This is a genomic window from Leucobacter musarum subsp. musarum, from assembly GCF_001273845.1.
GTDB classification, from domain to species: Bacteria; Actinomycetota; Actinomycetes; order Actinomycetales; family Microbacteriaceae; genus Leucobacter; species Leucobacter musarum.
In genome coordinates, this window is the sequence record NZ_JHBW01000071.1 from 1 (window position 1) to 15,892 (window position 15,892).

A 15,892-nucleotide genomic window follows, 5' to 3' on the forward strand; every position below is an offset into this window, starting at 1 on the left:
CATCAGACCCAAACGATGCATTACAGCGCATGCGGCACGCCGGCTTGAACGATGCACACCGCGAAAGATTACAGGGCTGCCATACTCAAGTTGGTCGCTCGTAAGTCCATCCCCAATGCGCAGACGAGCGGCCACAGCTTGATACACGCACAAAACGCCCCCTCTCCCAGGCTCAGGGCTCGGGAGAGGGGGCGTTGTCGTGCTCGCTGAATCAAAATGCTTGGTCTCATTTTGATTCGGTTTTGTTTCAGGCGGCGTGATCACCGTACTTGCCACGAGAGGCATCGTCGGTGCCTGGTTGGTAGTCCTCGGGGATGCCCTTGGACAGGATGCTGAGATACGACGCTGCACCGGCCGCCAGCGGCGAGAGCGCCGCGACCGACCAAGTCACGACCGTGGCCACCAGGGGCACGTCGCCGGTGACGACGGCGAGGATCGCGGTCGTGCTGATACCGCCGGCGATCGCGGTCGCGTAGGCCTGAGCAGTCGACCTGATGAAACCGCGCTTGGCGGCGATCCGGGTCGCTTCGGGAATGATCTGGGGCATTCGTTCTCCTTCGGGTTACGCCGGCCAATCGGGCAGCGCTGATGGGTCGAGGCACTCGGCCTCGGTGATGATGCGGCGGTGCAACGAAAGGGACTCGGCGTAGCGTCGCCGGAGCGCTGCCTCGTCATCGCGCTCGCGCTCCGCAGCGCGGCGATCCTCTACTGCGTCGTCGCGAGCTTTCTCGGCGTCGGCCGCAACAACGAGCGCCGCGGCGGCTCGTGCTTCGGCCACAGCCTTCTCGGCGGCCATGCGATCGAGGTCTTGGCGCTTCCGCTTCTCGGCGCCCTGTCTCCACGACTGCCAGCGTCGGAAGAGTGCGGGCCCGGCCCACGTGAAGAAGCCGGACCCGATGACGGCTACAAGGAGTTGGGTTGTTCGCTCATCCATCCCGCCTCGCTGTCTCCGGTCTCGGTTCGTAGGGGTGAGGGTAGATGTCGGCGAGCCGGTACACGAGGAGGGGAACCGAGACGGCGATCGCCCAGTACTGCGAGAGTCTCGACCCCATCGCGGACTGCCAGTGGAGTGAGAGCACGACGATGATGTAGATCGCGACTCCGACAAGGATCGCGCCGATAGCCATCCGCTCGAGCCACCACCAACCACGGAACACGACGGCCAGAGCGGCCGCGCCGCCGAGCAGGTAGAAGAGCCCGAACATTGGTGTCAGTACGCCGAGCACGCCTTCGATGCTGCGCGGCGGCCACAGCAGCGTCGAGAGCCCGCACATGAATGCGGCCGCGTATGCCACGGATGCGAGAAGCTTCCTGACACGGTTTGGTTGCAGTGAGTCCCACACCCGGGAAGCCAGGGACCGAAACGAGCCAGAAGTGCGCTGCAGCAGATGCTGCGCAGCGAAGATGACAGCCAGTACCACCAGCGCTGCGCAGCACGCCCCGAGAATCGGGACGATCGTTGGCATCAGCTGTACTTCTTCTGCAGCTCCGACCAACGCTTCAGGGTGACTTCCATCGGCTGCCCGAACTGCGAAGAAAGGCTGTTCGCGTACATGCCTCGCGCGGTGAAGTTATCGAACTCTTCCCACGAGCCGGGAACGCCTGGCTTGTAGATGGCGTACGCTGCGGAGCCGTCGCTGCGGGCCTGCTGCTTGAGGATGACGAGGTGCATGGGATCTTCCTTCCGTCGCCGCAGACGCGCTTGCGCTGCGAGCTTCGTTGATGCGGTGAGAGTGGCGGTCGGCGATGCGTCGACACCGCCGAGGATGAGAGCTCGCGGCCTGAGGTAACCGATGAGCCCATTCGTGATGAGGTCAGCGATCTGCACAGCGCCAGGGTTCTGTGTGAGGCAGCGCAGGAGCCGGCCGCCGGGAAGGACCTCGAGCACGGTCGCAACGTGCGACCACGGATACCAAGCGCTCCCGAAGTCCCAGAACGCTACGTCGCCGGCGCGCGGGGTAGCGGACGCTGGCAGGATCTCGAACCAACGCTCGAGGCCGGCAGAGCGCGCGTTGTGGAACACGTTGCACGCGTACCCGGAATGGGGCCAGCTGCCCCCGGCGTCCGCATACGTGGTGAGTACGGGAACGCCGAGGAAGTTCGTCGCGTAGTGCGACCACTGGTCCCAGCACTGCGCACCGAACCAGCCGTCGACGTCGATGAAACGCGAACGCACCGAGGCGATGTAGCCTCCGAGCGAGTCGACTGTTGGGGTCATGTTGTGGTCTCCTCGTTATTCAGTGCGCGCACGGCGGTGAGGATCATTGCGTCGGTGATCGCGGTTTCGTTCGCTCCGGGATTTGTGCCGGCGGTCTTGTACGCGGCGACCCATCCCGGCTGTGCCGAAAACTGCCACGCACGGTTCGCCGCCCACGATTGCGGGTCGGACAATCCCTCGATCGCGGCACACGCGGTGATGCGCTGCAAAAGGTCGCTGTCGCGGGCCAGCCGCGACTGTGTCAGGTAAGACATCGATCTCCTTCCGGTCAGCCCGGGTAGGGGTAAGAGACGGTGAACTGGGCTGAGGTTCGTGTCGCACCGGTCTGGTTCGCGACCGCGATTGTTCCGTTGGATCGAACCCACGCAACGCCCGCATACCCGCCGTTCAGCCACGCAGCAGCTTGTCTGTTGGACGACGGCCGCAACCGTGCCGGGAGGCTGTTCCAGACATCGACACCTGAACCCTGGGTGATGTTCCCGGTGACGTTGAGCGAGATGAACAGGGTTCCCCCGCGTACCTCGAACGAGGCCGTGACGATACTGAAGCCGCCTTCGACAAATCCCGGCAGGGCGGCCGCTGCTGAGTCGCCGGGGAACGAGGGCCACTCCGAGAACGTTGTCGCCCCATCGAGGTAGATTCCGTTACCGCCATAAAGGTAGACGCGCCTGTTGGATGCGTTCGCGCGGAGGTTGAGATTTCCGTTCGAAACGATCGCGTTGATGTCAGTGGAACTCGCCCGCATAGCCATCGATGCACCGCTCGTCGCGTAGATGTCCAGCCCCGGGCTGCCTCCTCCGTTAGGTCCGCCCCCGCGCAGCGCAGCACCGCCGCGCGTGTAGTTCGCACTGGCGGGAAGCACTGAAGTGTCGGTGGCAACCTGAAACGGCCGGACGTGCGCATATGAGCCGCCACCACTTTGCTGCTCCGAGACTCCGAATTCGTTCTCGCTGATGTACGCCCAGGGGTTCGAGCCTCCCGTACCCCTGCGCATCTCGAAGAACCCTGTCAGCCGCAATCCACCGTCCGTGGCGGTAAGAACAGCGGTCTCTGATCCGCTCGAGTTGAATGCGCGAATGCCGACAGTATCGATCTGCACGCGTTGCCCGGAGGCTGCGGTGCGGATCAGGGCACCCGTGATGACTTTGCCATCGATTGCGTTCGACGCGAGAGCGCTCGCACTCACCACGCCAGCCGCGAAGATGTCATTGGCGATGATCTTCTCAGTCACTGTCAGCAACTTCGCCTTCACGACATCCGTGTACAGCTTCTCAATCACTGCAGCAGCGATCGTCGCGGTACCCGTAGCCACGAGACGATCGACATTCAACTCCATGAACGTGGCAGTACGGGCTGCGATATTTTGTGCGACGAGATCGGAGATGATGCCAGTACCGACGGTGAGCTTCCCCACATCAAGGTTCGCGATCGCGTCCGAAGAAACTTTCGTCGCCACCCACCCCGAACCATCCCAAAACCATTCAGCGATGATGTTCTGGCTCAAGTCACGCCGACGCCACAAATCGCCCACAGCCGTCGCCGTACCAGACGGTGCCGCAGTCGAGTAGTAGACGCGGCTCTTCGTCCCAGCCATCGTCAACGCAGCCGACGCATTTGACTGAGCAGTACCCGCCGCCGACTGCGCCTCAGCAGCATCTGCCGCAGCCTGCACGGCCAAAGCCGCAGCATCCCGCGCAGCCTTATCCGCCACCTCAATCCAGTCCGAACCATTCCACCGCTTCGGAGTATTCGCACCCCCGGTCGTATCAATCCAGAGGGTGGATGACACCTGGAACTGTGTGAACGGTGCCGTCGACTGAATCAGCACCGTCGACTTATCACCCACCTGACCCAACGCCGACGACGCAGCAGTCGCAGCATTCACCGCAAGATCCTTCGCATCATCCGCCGCAGTCTGAGCATCAGACGCCGCCTGCGCCGCCTCCGACGCATCACCAGACGCAGCAGTAGCCACCCCGAACGCATCATCCGCACGCTGCTTCGCCGCAGTGATGCGGCCGTCTGCCTCAGTAAGACTCGACTCCAGCTCATGCAGCTTCTCGTCGAGCTCAGCGCGAGCAGCTTCGAGTTCAGCTTCAGCCTCCACTACTCGCACTTTGGCTTCGTGAGCCGCATCAGCGGCATCCTGAGCTGTGTCCGCTTCGTATAAGCCGGTTCCGTCGTCCAGGAAATCCAGATCGGCTGAGTGCTCGTCGACGATGAACGCGACTTCCTGCGCCTCAAGGACGGTGTCGCCGAGTTCAACGTCATTCACGATCGTGCGTGAGACCTGTCGAGTCTGGGCGAGGCCGGCGACGCTGCGCTTCAGTTTCGCTATTTCGCGGGCAAGGAGCTCTATCTCCCGATCAGCCATCGAGGGGCTCCAATCTGATGATTGCCTTGTTCGTGTCGACGCGTTTCCAAGACCGGATCCGGTGCTTCACGGTGACGCGGCCGAAGTGGGGCACGTTGCGGAGTCGGACGGTAATGATGTCGCCGGGGGACCAAGCCCCGATGGGAACGTTGTCGGTCCCGCGCACGGTGATCTCCGGAACGACTACCTCTGCCCGTAGGCGGCGCAGCTCGTTCCGCCCGACTGCGCGCAGAGTGGCGCGCTTGGTGATGGACGGATCGGAGAACACTTCGTTGCGACGCAGCCTCGGGTCTTCAACGCTGATCGATTCACGCAAGGTCTTCTTGTCGTCGCCTGACCCTTCGCCGGCGCCGAGCACGATTACCTCAGAGGCGTAGTCAACGGGAACTTCGACCTGCGGCATTTCGCTGATGTTGCTGCCGAGCTCGAACACGAGATCATCACGTGCGCGGCCCCGCGCCGGAAAGTGGATGAGTAATTTCAGTACGGGCGCTCCGGTGGAGTACTCGGTTTCCGTGGTGAAGTCGAACGGGCCGGCAGCGGCGAGATCCTGAAGGACTTTCCAGCAGTCCGGGGTGTCGTCCGCGAGCACTTTCCATGCTCCGCCGTCTTCCTGGGCCTGCTTCTTGGCATCGTCGTAATCCGACTTCGCAGCGTCGTAAGCCTCTTTTAGAGGAGTTTCCTCGAAAGCGAGATCCTCGATGCGCGTCTTCATCGTCCCGACGAGCGCGTCCTTCTGATCGCGCTGTGCCTTGATCTGTTCGTCTTTCGCGGTGACGAGTGCCTTCCGAGCTTTGATGATCTCCGCATCGAGTTTCCGAGCCACCGCGTCCGCCCAACTGTCGGAGAGGATGCGTCGCTCGCGGTTCAGCAGCGTGATATGGCGATCGTAGGGGCGAGAGATCTTCTTGACCTTCGCTTCCAACTCCTTGCGCGGCTTCGAGAACGCCTCCCATGCGGCCTTTCGTGACTCCATCACGGCTTTCAATTCAGCCGCGATGTTGTCGGACCGAGTCCCCACACGAGTGGGGGTCGAGCCAACAACCTCGACCCCTTTCAAGCCGTGTGTGAATGAGCCGACGTGCTTGAACAGAGTCGCGGCGAGTCCGGCGGGGTCCGAGTTGATGCCCCAAAGCGTCGCTGTGAATGTGAGCCCGTCGAGATACCCGAGCCACTCACGTATCTTGACGCGCAGCTTCGCCCCTTCGCCCCAGACGTCTTCCACGATTCCTGTCCAGTCGCGCCCGCCGGGGAGTTCGACGTGGATCCAGGTGCCCCATTTCCACAGGACCGGGTGCCCGTCCTCTGCGAGACGTTCGAACCGTTCGGGTGCGATTGTCGCGTCGATGACCTCATAGCCGGAGAGGGTGTACTCGGGGCCGTCAGTATCGAGTGGCAGATCGTAGTGTAGCCATTCGTTCGTGCCTACTCGCTGCGCGGAGTACCGAATCTTCGGGGCGCTCGAACCCACGTGTGCCTCCTAGAGAATGTCGTCGTCTACCGCTCGCTCTGCGAACGTCAGACGGCAGCCGAGGCCACCGGACCAGTTCATCCACACCACGCTCGCGTTCGAACTCGAAGCGTCGAGGCCGGCCTTGAATGCGAACGTGATCGTCTTCCCGCGGTACTTCGCGGGGATCGGCAGCTCATCCATCAGGGACCAGTCAGTGGTGCGCTCATCGTTGGTCAATGGCGCATTGAAGTTGAAATGCTGGGTCGTGTACTCGTACTGCTGCTTGTTCGGCCACGTGTGGTTTCGGTACTCGTCGCCGTACTCCATCCAGTAACGACCGTGGGGGTTCTTGCCGGCGCCGTAGTAGATCGCCATCCACCGGGCATCGATGACGATGCGGGTGGCCCAGATCGGCACGTCGACTTGGAACTCGTTCGCCGCACCATTGCCACCGGGGAAGAACTCGCCGCCATTGGCGACGCGTCCTGTCAGGTATCGCTGTGCGGTGTCGTCGGCTGCGATGCGCGGACGGGCGAACACGACTTCGGACCGCCGCGGCCGCGCGACCTCGCGAAGGTCCGTGATCATCGCCGAAGTGATCGCGCTCGTCGCCGCAGGGACGTCGATCCGGGCGAGAGTCACCGCAGTATCGTTCTCGTACCCGGCAACGCTCTGTAGTCGCCGTGTGCCGGCAGGGACTGACGGGATCCGCTCGATGTAGACGTACTTCGCGTTGGCTCGAGCTTCCTCTGCCGCTTCGGGGTCGCTGATGTTTGCGCCGGGATCCGGCCACGGGGACCCCTGCACGTAAGGATCCCGGACCCGCATCACGATGAGATCGCGGCGCACCCCAGTGCCGGCGTTCTGCGGAATCGTGACGGTTTCCTGCGAGGTCACCGACCCCATGTACGTCTCGTTGATCGCACTCGCGTAGCGGGAAGTGATGTAAGCGGAACCGATGGTCACGCGAATTGAGCCGACGGCGACCGGCTGCTGCAGGACCCGCAAATCGTTCACGGCGCAGATTCCCTCTGCGCCGCCGAGCTTCGCGTTGGTGTCGCGCCGAACCATCTCTGCGGTGTGTTCGGCACCGCCGCCGACGAACCAGTGTGATGTTGCCATCAGATGCTCTCTTTCGTGTCTCGCCATCGCACGGACACCGATGCGGTGCCCTCGATCGACGCGCCCCTGAGGGCAAGTACGTTCTGGCCCGGCAAAAGCGCGCAGTCGTCGAGCAGCGATGAACGCGGGTCGAGAAGCTGCACGGGCTTGCCGTTGAGGTAGGTGCCTCGCCGGCCGGGGCGCGTGTCGATACGCGCCGTCTGGTTGTAAGCGAGGGATCGGTTCAGATAGAGCCGCCAGCGATTGGGAACCTCGATTTGAGCGTTCGACTGGATCGGGCCCTTGAGGTCGTAGATGCCCCACGCTTCTGCGCTGCCGCCGACGACCAGCGGTGCAGCGCGGGAAGACTCGACCGAAGTGCGAAGCGGCGCCTTCAGCGGCGACTTGATGCCGCCGACTTGAGCCGGAACAAGGCCGAGCGTTGCCGACTGCCAGGGCGCTCCGCCCGACTCGTTGAGCACATAGGTGAGGAGATCGGAGCGCACGAATGTGGCGGCACCGGTGAGATAGCCCAACCCGAAGGTCGACCAATCCCACTCGGCACGTCGTGGGCGCCCCTCGAAGAGGCCGAGCGACGGGATGGTGAGTTCACCCAATGCGCCGGCCGTTGCGCGGAGCGCTTTCGCATCCCAAGCGCGAAGGAACGAATCAGCTGCTTCCTTCAGTTTTGCCCGCTGCATAGTGAGGTTCCGCGTCGTCTGGAACGTCAGCAGCAGCTTCAGCTTGATGTCGCCCGGATCCGCAAAGTCCTGCCCGAATGCGACCCCGTCGGCTCGAGGGTTGGCCGCATCGTCAACGCGATACGACCGACCCTCGATCTCGACAGATGTGACCGCGACGTGGTCGAAGGAGTAGGCGGTTCCGTCGTACTTCAATGACCACATGCGCGGCCTCCTAACTTCGTCGGAGTTCGCGCTGCATGAGCGACGAGAACTCGCGGAATTGCTCGCGTTGTTCGGGCTGAACGAAGTTCGCCGTGATCTGAGTCGAAGCGCCGGTGGAGCCGTCAGAGAGCGGTGTGATGCCACCGCCGATACGCGCAGCGTGGGCGCGATCGACGGCGTACTGACTGGTCACGTCGAAGCCCATGCCGGAGACATCGCCAGACAGAGACGCAAACTCCCCACGGATCCCGCTGAGGGAGCGCGCTACCTTGGTCCGCGACTTGTCGATCGAGGACGCGATCGACCCGCCGAACGTCTCACCGACGGCAACGCCCGAGTATGAAACCCACCCGCGGCCCGAGAACGGGCCCCATTTTGCGGGACTATTCGGGAACAGTCCGCGGATGTGTTCGACTGCAGACGCAACCTGAGCCGCGGCATCCCCTACCGCGGACGCCACCCCGGCAGCGAAGCCCCTCAAGAGGGCGGCACCGGATGAGATCAGCCACGCCCCAGCACCGGCGAAATAGTTCATGACTCGACCGGGCACACCGGCGAGCCAGAACGAGACCGACAGCCAGCCGCTATCAAATCCGTTTCGTAACCCGTTGAGGACCTCGGCACCCTTGTTGATAAGCCAGGCGCTCGCGCCCGCGAATATGGCGCCGATCTTCCCTGGAAGCGCGGCAATCCAGGCGACCACGTTCCCAAGCGCAAGCGATGCAGCCAACTGGAACTGCGTGAAGTTGAATTGCGCTTCAGCGACGAACCCTCCGAGGGAGTTCCCCAGTTCATTGACGACGTTGCCCAGGCCACCAAAATGATCGGTAACGTCGAGCAGCGCGTTGATGACGGGATTTGTGACCGAAAGGATGTTGGTCAGGAACTCGAGCAAGCCTGATGCTTCACCGGCGGTCCCTTCTCCGGTTTCTTTCGCACCAGTGAAGTACTCCCACATGCTTTGGATGCCCTCGAGAGACTTGGTCAGGCTTCCGACCTTGTCCGCGAAATCTCCAACTGATGCGATCGCGGTGGGGCCGAGCAGTGCAAGCAGTCCGCTCAGCGCAGGCAGACCACTTTCGAAGAGATGGACGAGGGCAGGAACCAACTTGTCGCCAACAACGTCGGCCAATTGCTCGAGCACTGGCGCAGCGCCATTGTCGAGAAATGAGTTGAAGGCATCGGCGAGCCTCTGGACAACATCGTTATCTTCAAACGATTCGATGAGACCGGAGATAAGCCCCGAGGCTGTTTCGAGAGCGGTTTGCAACACTGGGCCGATCGCTTCAGCCAGGTCGCCGGCGAAGCCAGCAAGCTCACCGAATGCGTCAGCCATCGGAGCGAGAGCAGGCTCAAGAGACTCGAGGCCACTTGCGACGCCGTCGATGAAGCCGCGCAGGCCTTCGGAGACCTCAGGCCGTGCGAGTGCATCGGCAACAGCTCCGATGAAGCCGCCGAGGGCTTCACCAGCCGTGCCCATGAAGTACTCGAGTGTGTCTCGCTGCTCATAGAGCATGTTGCCGATTCGCTCGAGTCCGGCACCGAATCCATCCATCGCGACGCCCGCCCCGCGGAACATCGCGGTCAGGGTTTCCTGCCACTTCGCCCCGTTGATGGCTTTCTCCCAATCGAGGAGCATGTCGGCGAATCCACGAAGGCCGCCGGAGCCTGCAGCTTCGGCGGCCTTCCACAGTCCCTGGAAGATTCCGGTTGTGGCGGCTGCCACATCCCAGAGGGCGTAAAACGCGTCGATCGATTCTTCGATCCAACCGTCGAGGCGGCCGTCTGTGGCGACGTCGGAGAGCCAGTTGTCGAACTGGTTCGAGAGCCGCACGAACCATCCGGCAAGTCGCGGCATGTACCGCGCCGCCACGAGGCCGAGGTTGGTGATCGCGCCGGCGAACGCGTCGGTCCCTGTCGAGAGCACGTCCCAAGACGCGGCGAGGCCGTCGAACATCGCCTCGAGGCGACCGTTGTCGAACTCCGCTTGGAACGACTTCGCGAGTCCGGCCGTGAACCGTCCAATCGCGGCCGAGGTCTTCTCGAACGATCGCTCGAGCTGAGGCATCACCGAGTTCGAGAAGTCGATGATCGGTTGTCGCGCTTCGGCCCAGTAATTCGCCGAGATGATCTCGCCGAGGTTCTTGTACGAGTCGCCGAGCTCGTTCAGTTGGTCCTTCGCGTCTTTCATGGCGACGAAGAGCGCGACGCCAGAGAGCACTGCACCGGCCAACAAACCTGGCAACAGCAGAAGCGACGGCAGAGTCGCGGCCAGGCCGTCGCCGATCCCGACGATGCCCGAGACAGCGCCCATGAGCCCGGAGAATGCTGTCGTGATGCCGGTGACACCGAACGTCAAAGCGGGAAGCTTCTTGTCGATCTCGCTCATCCAGTCCGAGAACCGTTTCAGGTAGTCGTACGAGAGGCGAGCACCCGACAGCGCGGAGAGCGCGGTGACAGCCTTCGCGAGGGCCGCCTTGGACACCCGGGGGATGATCTCGACGAATCGCGTGCGTGCGAGCCACGCCAGACGTGCCGAGGCCCAAGCCGTGAACGGGTTGATGTCGACGCGGACAGTGCGGTCCTTCGCCATGTCGTCGAGCTCTTCGCTGATCGAATGGATCCGGTGCCGGATCTGCAGCCGCTCTTCCTCGTTCAGGACCGAGATGTGGAGATGCTTCTCGAGTTTCTTCAGCTCGTTCGTCAACGCATCTACACGTGGACGCAGCTGCTCCTCGTCAAGCGTCGGCGTGATCCGCGCCTCAATGGTGCGAACCGACTTCTCAACTTCGTTGCTGATGCGGCGAAGGAGAGCCTTGTCGAGTTCTGGCATCAGGTCGACATGGCGAGCCTTCGAGACCTCCTCAAGCGCGCGAAGCGCTCGTGACGAGTCGACCTTCGCCTCCACGTTCACTTCAAGGTCTCGGATACCGGCGAGCTGCGCCTGAATCGATCGCTTTAGCTTCTGCGTGTGTACGTTCGCCTTCGAGATCTGCACCTCGAGCGGAGGCATCGATTTCTCAATGCGCTGTAGCTGCTGGCGCAGTTCGCGGGGGAAATGCTTCGTGTTCGGGAGTACCCGAACGTGCATCGTTCCGGCTCGTTTTCCCAGGGAGGGAGCGGCCATAGTGTCCTCCTACGAGTGGACGCGCTGCATGAACGCGCCGACATTGAAGTCCGCAATCGTCGGAGCGAAGAGTTCCGTGGGCTCGTTAGAGCGGCCAGCGGATTGTCCCGGTCGAGGGAACTTGTCCGCCTCCGTGAACTTCTCGCCGGCGGCGAATTGATGAATGAGGTCGAACTGCGATGCAGCGAGCTCAGAGTTTGAGTCCCACCCGATCCACCGCGGGTCGCCGCCGAGCGCGATCATCCGGCAGCGTGACATCGGGTTGAGTTGGAGTTGCCCTGCGAGGACGAGTACATGCTGAACGCTGACCCGACCGGCCCACACGTCATCGAGCTTGAGCCCGTGATGGAACTGGTCGAGGTCAGCGGTCAGCGACCCGGGAAAGTCCGGGCTGTGGTCGTACTTGTCGATCAGCTCGCAGAGCCGTTGGATTCCCCCGCTGCATCGGCGTAACGGAAGAGCAGCGCGATGAACGGCGTGTAGTCGTCGGCGTGCTTGTTCGACCACTCGATGTAGCCGGCACGGTCGATGGCGATCGACTCGGCGAACTCGTCGACGGCTTCCTGCACGCTCATCATGTGCTTCAGATACTCGACTTGAGTGTCTTCGGGCAGGTCCGCGATCGGCGCGCCTTCTCGAACCTTGCCCACGATGCGGACGAGATCGCGTCCATGCTCGAGGCGGATCGTCTTGATCTTGTTCCGGGCAGCGAGGCGGAGCTCGTGCGGGGGGCGAAGTTGGGGGAGGTCGGCGAGGACATCTTCAAGTTCCGCCTCGGCTTCGAGGATCTGTTCGGCCGTCGGCTGCTCGTTCTCGGTCTCGATCGGTTCTGTCGGCGCGGGGCCCTTTTTGGCGGTCATGTGCGGACCTTTCTGCTGGGTGGTGAGCGGACCAGAGGATGAAGAAACCCCCGGCGCGGGTCCGCATGGCGCGCCGGGGGTCGAGGTGGGCCCAGGGCTACGGAGTAGCGGCCAGGCCGGTCTTGAAGAGCTCCATGATTCCGGGGCGGCCATCAACCGCGGGGATCACGTCGTCGGCCGCCGCGTTGATGGACGCGGTGAGCGGAAGCTCGAGGTACTGCTCTCGGTTCACGGTCGGCGGCTCACCGAGGGTGACTTCGGAGTTCGGCACCCAGAAGCCGAGCTTTCCGGTGTTGTCCTGCATGAGGACGAACAGCTGCGTCTCCACCGCGGCGGTCTGCCCGGGGATGATGTAGCCGCCGGTGGCCTCGTCGAAATCGCCGTTGAAGGCCATGTCGAGCACGTCGTTGTCGAACTGCAGCGCGGGGATGGTCATCGACCACGACACCGCGGAGTAGATCGTCTTCGTCGCGTCGGCGAGCCAGGTGCCGATCGAGGACGCCTCGCCGCCCTCACGACTGAAGCCGAGGGTGTTCTCGCGGCTGGTGTGCCCGAGGTTCGTCCAGCCCGTCGGCGGAGTGCCGGTGAGCGTGAATGCGGTGAGTGGGCTGGCGGGCAGTGCGACTGCCTTCGGTGCGTGGAAGATCGTGCCGTTACCGGGAACGATCATCGCGTTGGGGTTGACGCCCATGATTTCTCCTTCAGAAATGCAAAAAGCCCGCCGAGTGGGCGGGCTTGAAGTGGGTTGCGTGGAGCGTTCAGGTCAGGTCTTGGACCGTGAGTCTGAACGTGGCTACGGCCTGAGACAGGTGTTTGCCGGGGAGGCGGATCTCGCTGACCTTGTCGAATACGCTGGCATCCTCGACGGTGTTGATCGCCGCGATTTCGGGCATGACGCCTTCGCCTGGGATGGACCAGTTCTGGATCGCTGCGTACAGATGGGCAGAATGGCCGAAGACGTCTCGCGGCGCTGCCAGGAGGTTGAGCACCAGCGTGACGTTCCAGAGGCCATAGTCGTACTGGCCCTGATTGATCGCGGTCCAGGAGACGAAAGGCACTTCGTCGTAACTGTCGGCGTGCTGGTCCTGAATCGCAGTGACCGTGTCGGGCACTGCGGCAGTGATTAAGGCGTCGAAGAACGCGTCGAAGTCGGGAAGTACAGGCTTCGTGTTCATCCTGAGGTCCTCCCGACTGCGCGTTCGAAGACGTGCTTGCCGGGTACTCGGGTGACTTCGCCCGTTTCCTTGTCGGTGTACTTGCGTCCGTAGTTGATCGCCATCGCGCCGGGGTCCGTTGAGTACACGACGCGGTCGCTGACCTGCTGGCCGGACCCAGATTCTCCGGGCACTGTGGCTGACTCGAAGCTGTTCATGAACGCGGAGGTGAGATTGTGTCTCGCGGCCTCGGCCACGAGATTCGTCTTCAGCTTCGCCGCGGCACGGTCCATTGCGGGGTCGCCGCCGGCAATGATCGCGGCAGTGAGTCGGACGTGTGATTCGACGCTCGCCATCAGTCACCTTCTTCGTGTTCGTCCGGATCGGGGACGTCCGGTGCGGGGCCGTCGCCCAGCCACTTGATCGTCGTGACCCAGTGCTCTGTGCGCCTCGACCCGTCCATGTGCTGCGGATCTCCGACTGTCTCGAAGATGCCGCCATTGAAGTAGACGAGCCCGTTCGCGTCTGCTGGCCAGGTGCGTGAGAACACGCGCCGCATGGAGAGCAAAGTAACGCCGTATGTGAACTCTTCTTCAGCGGTGGCCCATTCCCTGACGGATTGGACGCTGCAGCGTTTGATCTTCACCGGCGGGCCATCGTCGACGTAATCGACGGCACCCCTGAACCGTTCGACCTTGCGCGGCTGAATGATGACCGTGTGGGGCCCTCTGCCTCGAATAGACATCAGGCCCCCCGGTGGTCTCCGATGGCGAACGTGCCGATCACCGGTGAGTCCTCACCGAGTAGATCGAGCATGTTCTCGGCTGTGAACATGAGGTAGCCGGAAGCGACGACGGCGCGCAGCCCGTACGAGTAGTTGCCCTGTTGTTCGGTCGTGTACCCCTCGGGGTTACGGATGATTCGAAGTACCGCCTCGGCGACGGTGTCTTTGAACAGATCCTCATCGAGGAGGCCTGCCGCCAGTCTCGACTCGATCCTTTGTCCGAAACGGGTCTTGAGTTTCCCCACTGTGTGGCGAATCTTCGACTCGACGTATGACTTGCGCCCGAGCTCGTCAGGCTCGCCCTCGAAGGCGTCGCAAACCCAGTCGTAACCGACCGTGGGGAGTGTGACAGCCATGAGTGCTCCTACTCGCTCTGTGCGGACTGGATGACTGCGGCGAGCTCTTCCGAAGTATTGGCGCCCTCGACGTCGATCTCGTGCTTCTCGGCGTACGCCTTCAGCTCGTCGACGCTCAGCGACCACAGGTCCACTTCCTCTTCGGCGGCGGCAGCCTTGTCGGCTTCGCGCAGTCGCTCGATGAGTTCCGGCTTGTTGCCGGCAGTGGGCAGTTCGCGCTTCGACAGCAGCTCCTGCAGATCCTTCTTGTTGAGAGCGTCGTAACCGTCACCGGTGTCCAACACGGGCGGGACCGGTTCAGAAGCCGTGGTCGCCGCTTCTGCAACGGCAGCTACAGCTTCGACAAAATCGTCGTCGCCGGCGATCACGTCGGGGTTGGTGACTCGAGCGACTGCCCATTCCGGCACTTCATCGCCGGGGGACAGCGTGACGAGTCGGAACTGGTCGTCGAGCAGGTTGATGGTCTGGCAGACCTTCATCGTTTCCTCCTGGGAAGCCGGGAGAGGGCGGGCAGCTGCCCGCCCTCTGTATGGGGTCTGGCTAGAGCACCGTCAGCGATGCGGTCGCGTTGGCGTTCTGGACGATCGGCAGACCGATCGCTGCGACGAGCACGTCGAAGCCGACGGGGTCGTCGGAGGAGAGCGCGCCGGCCGCGGCGCCGGGCTGGCCACCCAGACCGTTCTCGGGCACGAGCGACTCACCAGTGACACCGAAATCGGTCGTGCCGAGCGGGCCTACGCCTGCTGCCTGGCCGAGAGCGGTCTGCTCCGCGGCGGGGAGGAACAGCACCTTGTTCGTGCTGAACAGTGCGCGCTCAGTGCCGGAGTGATCGACGAAGCGCTCACGGTTGGTGAAGAGCCCATCGAAGCCGAAGCTTCGGAGGGTGCTGAGCACGTCGTCGAGCGAGATCCGGGTTGGCGAGCCGAGGCCGCGCGTGGCGAGCTCGATGATGCCCTCGTTGCGGGTGAGGTGCTGCAGCACGAGCTCGGGCACCAGGATGGAACCGGGCGAGCTACCGTAGACGGCGCGCAGCGCCTCCAGATCACCGATAACGTCGGCGGCAGGGTTCGACCAGAGGGTCGGTGCCGTCGCGGTGAGGGCGGCCTTACGCCCGTAGTCGATCGTGAACTTGAGGCCGCGCTCGTCGATCGTGAGCTTGCCGCTCTCAATTGCCTCTGCGCCACCCCACACGAAACGGGTCGCGATCTGAGCTGCGATCCGGCGCGCGTAGTCCTCGAACACGGGGCCGAGGTCGCCGCCGATCTGGGTGATCTGCGCGAACTCGTCGACGTGCAGACGACGCGAGATCGGAGGGAGCTTGCCCTGGCGGGACTCGCTGTTATCGAAGCTCGCGACGTCCGACTCGGTGTTGTACGAGCGGAAGCGCGCTGCCTCGGGCAGGGACGTGTTGCCGACATTGAAGTCGAACGTCAGCCCCGGGTTCTCACGCTGCGGGAGGAACGTGGAAACGATGGATGCGCCGAAGACGCCGTCGATGGTGCCGCGGGCGATGCCCGTGAGCTGAGCGGCGGTCCGGTGAGACTTGGTGAATGCCATGTG

The 15,892-nt window shown here is 63.1% G+C and carries 18 protein-coding genes; all 18 read right to left on the bottom strand.

What is annotated here, in order from left to right; genetic code table 11:
• Nucleotides 1-247: 247 nt before the first annotated feature.
• Nucleotides 248-547, bottom strand: coding sequence for a hypothetical protein (locus CH42_RS07960; RefSeq protein WP_053352691.1), 300 nt, complete (start codon nucleotides 545-547; stop codon nucleotides 248-250).
• 15 nt (nucleotides 548-562) lie between these two features.
• Complete coding sequence (locus CH42_RS07965) at nucleotides 563-934, bottom strand: hypothetical protein (protein ID WP_053352692.1); 372 nt, start codon at nucleotides 932-934, stop codon at nucleotides 563-565.
• Nucleotides 927-1,295, bottom strand: a complete 369-nt coding sequence (locus tag CH42_RS07970) for a hypothetical protein (protein ID WP_053352693.1) — start codon at nucleotides 1,293-1,295, stop codon at nucleotides 927-929. Before CH42_RS07970 ends, CH42_RS07965 begins: the two co-directional genes overlap by 8 nt.
• A gap of 170 nt (nucleotides 1,296-1,465) precedes the next feature.
• The gene (locus CH42_RS07975) at nucleotides 1,466-2,218 is read right to left on the bottom strand and encodes a CHAP domain-containing protein (RefSeq protein ID WP_053352694.1); all 753 of its coding nucleotides are present in this window, start codon (nucleotides 2,216-2,218) and stop codon (nucleotides 1,466-1,468) included.
• Entirely contained in the window at nucleotides 2,215-2,472 is a 258-nt protein-coding gene (locus CH42_RS07980) for a hypothetical protein (protein ID WP_053352695.1), read from the bottom strand. The genes CH42_RS07975 and CH42_RS07980 overlap by 4 nt, the downstream gene beginning before the upstream one ends.
• A 14-nt stretch (nucleotides 2,473-2,486) precedes the next feature.
• The gene (locus tag CH42_RS07985; protein ID WP_053352696.1) at nucleotides 2,487-4,592 is read right to left on the bottom strand and encodes a hypothetical protein; all 2,106 of its coding nucleotides are present in this window, start codon (nucleotides 4,590-4,592) and stop codon (nucleotides 2,487-2,489) included.
• Nucleotides 4,585-5,652: a hypothetical protein gene (locus CH42_RS07990; protein WP_156322511.1), complete on the bottom strand. Its 1,068-nt coding sequence runs from the start codon at nucleotides 5,650-5,652 to the stop codon at nucleotides 4,585-4,587. Before CH42_RS07990 ends, CH42_RS07985 begins: the two co-directional genes overlap by 8 nt.
• Nucleotides 5,653-6,072: 420 nt before the next feature.
• A complete protein-coding gene (locus tag CH42_RS07995) occupies nucleotides 6,073-7,167 on the bottom strand; it encodes a hypothetical protein (protein WP_053352698.1) in 1,095 nt (364 codons plus the stop codon).
• A complete protein-coding gene (locus CH42_RS08000; protein ID WP_053352699.1) occupies nucleotides 7,167-8,051 on the bottom strand; it encodes a hypothetical protein in 885 nt (294 codons plus the stop codon). The genes CH42_RS07995 and CH42_RS08000 overlap by 1 nt, the downstream gene beginning before the upstream one ends.
• Before the next feature lie 10 nt (nucleotides 8,052-8,061).
• Complete coding sequence (locus tag CH42_RS08005; RefSeq protein ID WP_156322512.1) at nucleotides 8,062-11,178, bottom strand: hypothetical protein; 3,117 nt, start codon at nucleotides 11,176-11,178, stop codon at nucleotides 8,062-8,064.
• A gap of 410 nt (nucleotides 11,179-11,588) precedes the next feature.
• Complete coding sequence (locus CH42_RS08015; RefSeq protein ID WP_053352702.1) at nucleotides 11,589-12,038, bottom strand: hypothetical protein; 450 nt, start codon at nucleotides 12,036-12,038, stop codon at nucleotides 11,589-11,591.
• A gap of 97 nt (nucleotides 12,039-12,135) precedes the next feature.
• Nucleotides 12,136-12,729 (bottom strand): phage tail tube protein, encoded by a 594-nt coding sequence (locus tag CH42_RS08020; RefSeq protein ID WP_053352703.1) that lies wholly within the window; start codon nucleotides 12,727-12,729, stop codon nucleotides 12,136-12,138.
• 67 nt (nucleotides 12,730-12,796) lie between these two features.
• Nucleotides 12,797-13,213: a hypothetical protein gene (locus CH42_RS08025; protein ID WP_053352704.1), complete on the bottom strand. Its 417-nt coding sequence runs from the start codon at nucleotides 13,211-13,213 to the stop codon at nucleotides 12,797-12,799.
• Nucleotides 13,210-13,548 (bottom strand): DUF5403 family protein, encoded by a 339-nt coding sequence (locus CH42_RS08030; protein ID WP_053352705.1) that lies wholly within the window; start codon nucleotides 13,546-13,548, stop codon nucleotides 13,210-13,212. Before CH42_RS08030 ends, CH42_RS08025 begins: the two co-directional genes overlap by 4 nt.
• Nucleotides 13,548-13,937, bottom strand: coding sequence for a hypothetical protein (locus CH42_RS08035; protein ID WP_053352706.1), 390 nt, complete (start codon nucleotides 13,935-13,937; stop codon nucleotides 13,548-13,550). The genes CH42_RS08030 and CH42_RS08035 overlap by 1 nt, the downstream gene beginning before the upstream one ends.
• Nucleotides 13,937-14,332 (bottom strand): Gp19/Gp15/Gp42 family protein, encoded by a 396-nt coding sequence (locus CH42_RS08040; RefSeq protein WP_053352707.1) that lies wholly within the window; start codon nucleotides 14,330-14,332, stop codon nucleotides 13,937-13,939. Before CH42_RS08040 ends, CH42_RS08035 begins: the two co-directional genes overlap by 1 nt.
• Before the next feature lie 8 nt (nucleotides 14,333-14,340).
• Nucleotides 14,341-14,811, bottom strand: coding sequence for an SAP domain-containing protein (locus CH42_RS08045; RefSeq protein ID WP_053352708.1), 471 nt, complete (start codon nucleotides 14,809-14,811; stop codon nucleotides 14,341-14,343).
• A gap of 61 nt (nucleotides 14,812-14,872) precedes the next feature.
• Nucleotides 14,873-15,889, bottom strand: coding sequence for a major capsid protein (locus CH42_RS08050; RefSeq protein ID WP_053352709.1), 1,017 nt, complete (start codon nucleotides 15,887-15,889; stop codon nucleotides 14,873-14,875).
• Nucleotides 15,890-15,892 lie beyond the last annotated feature (3 nt).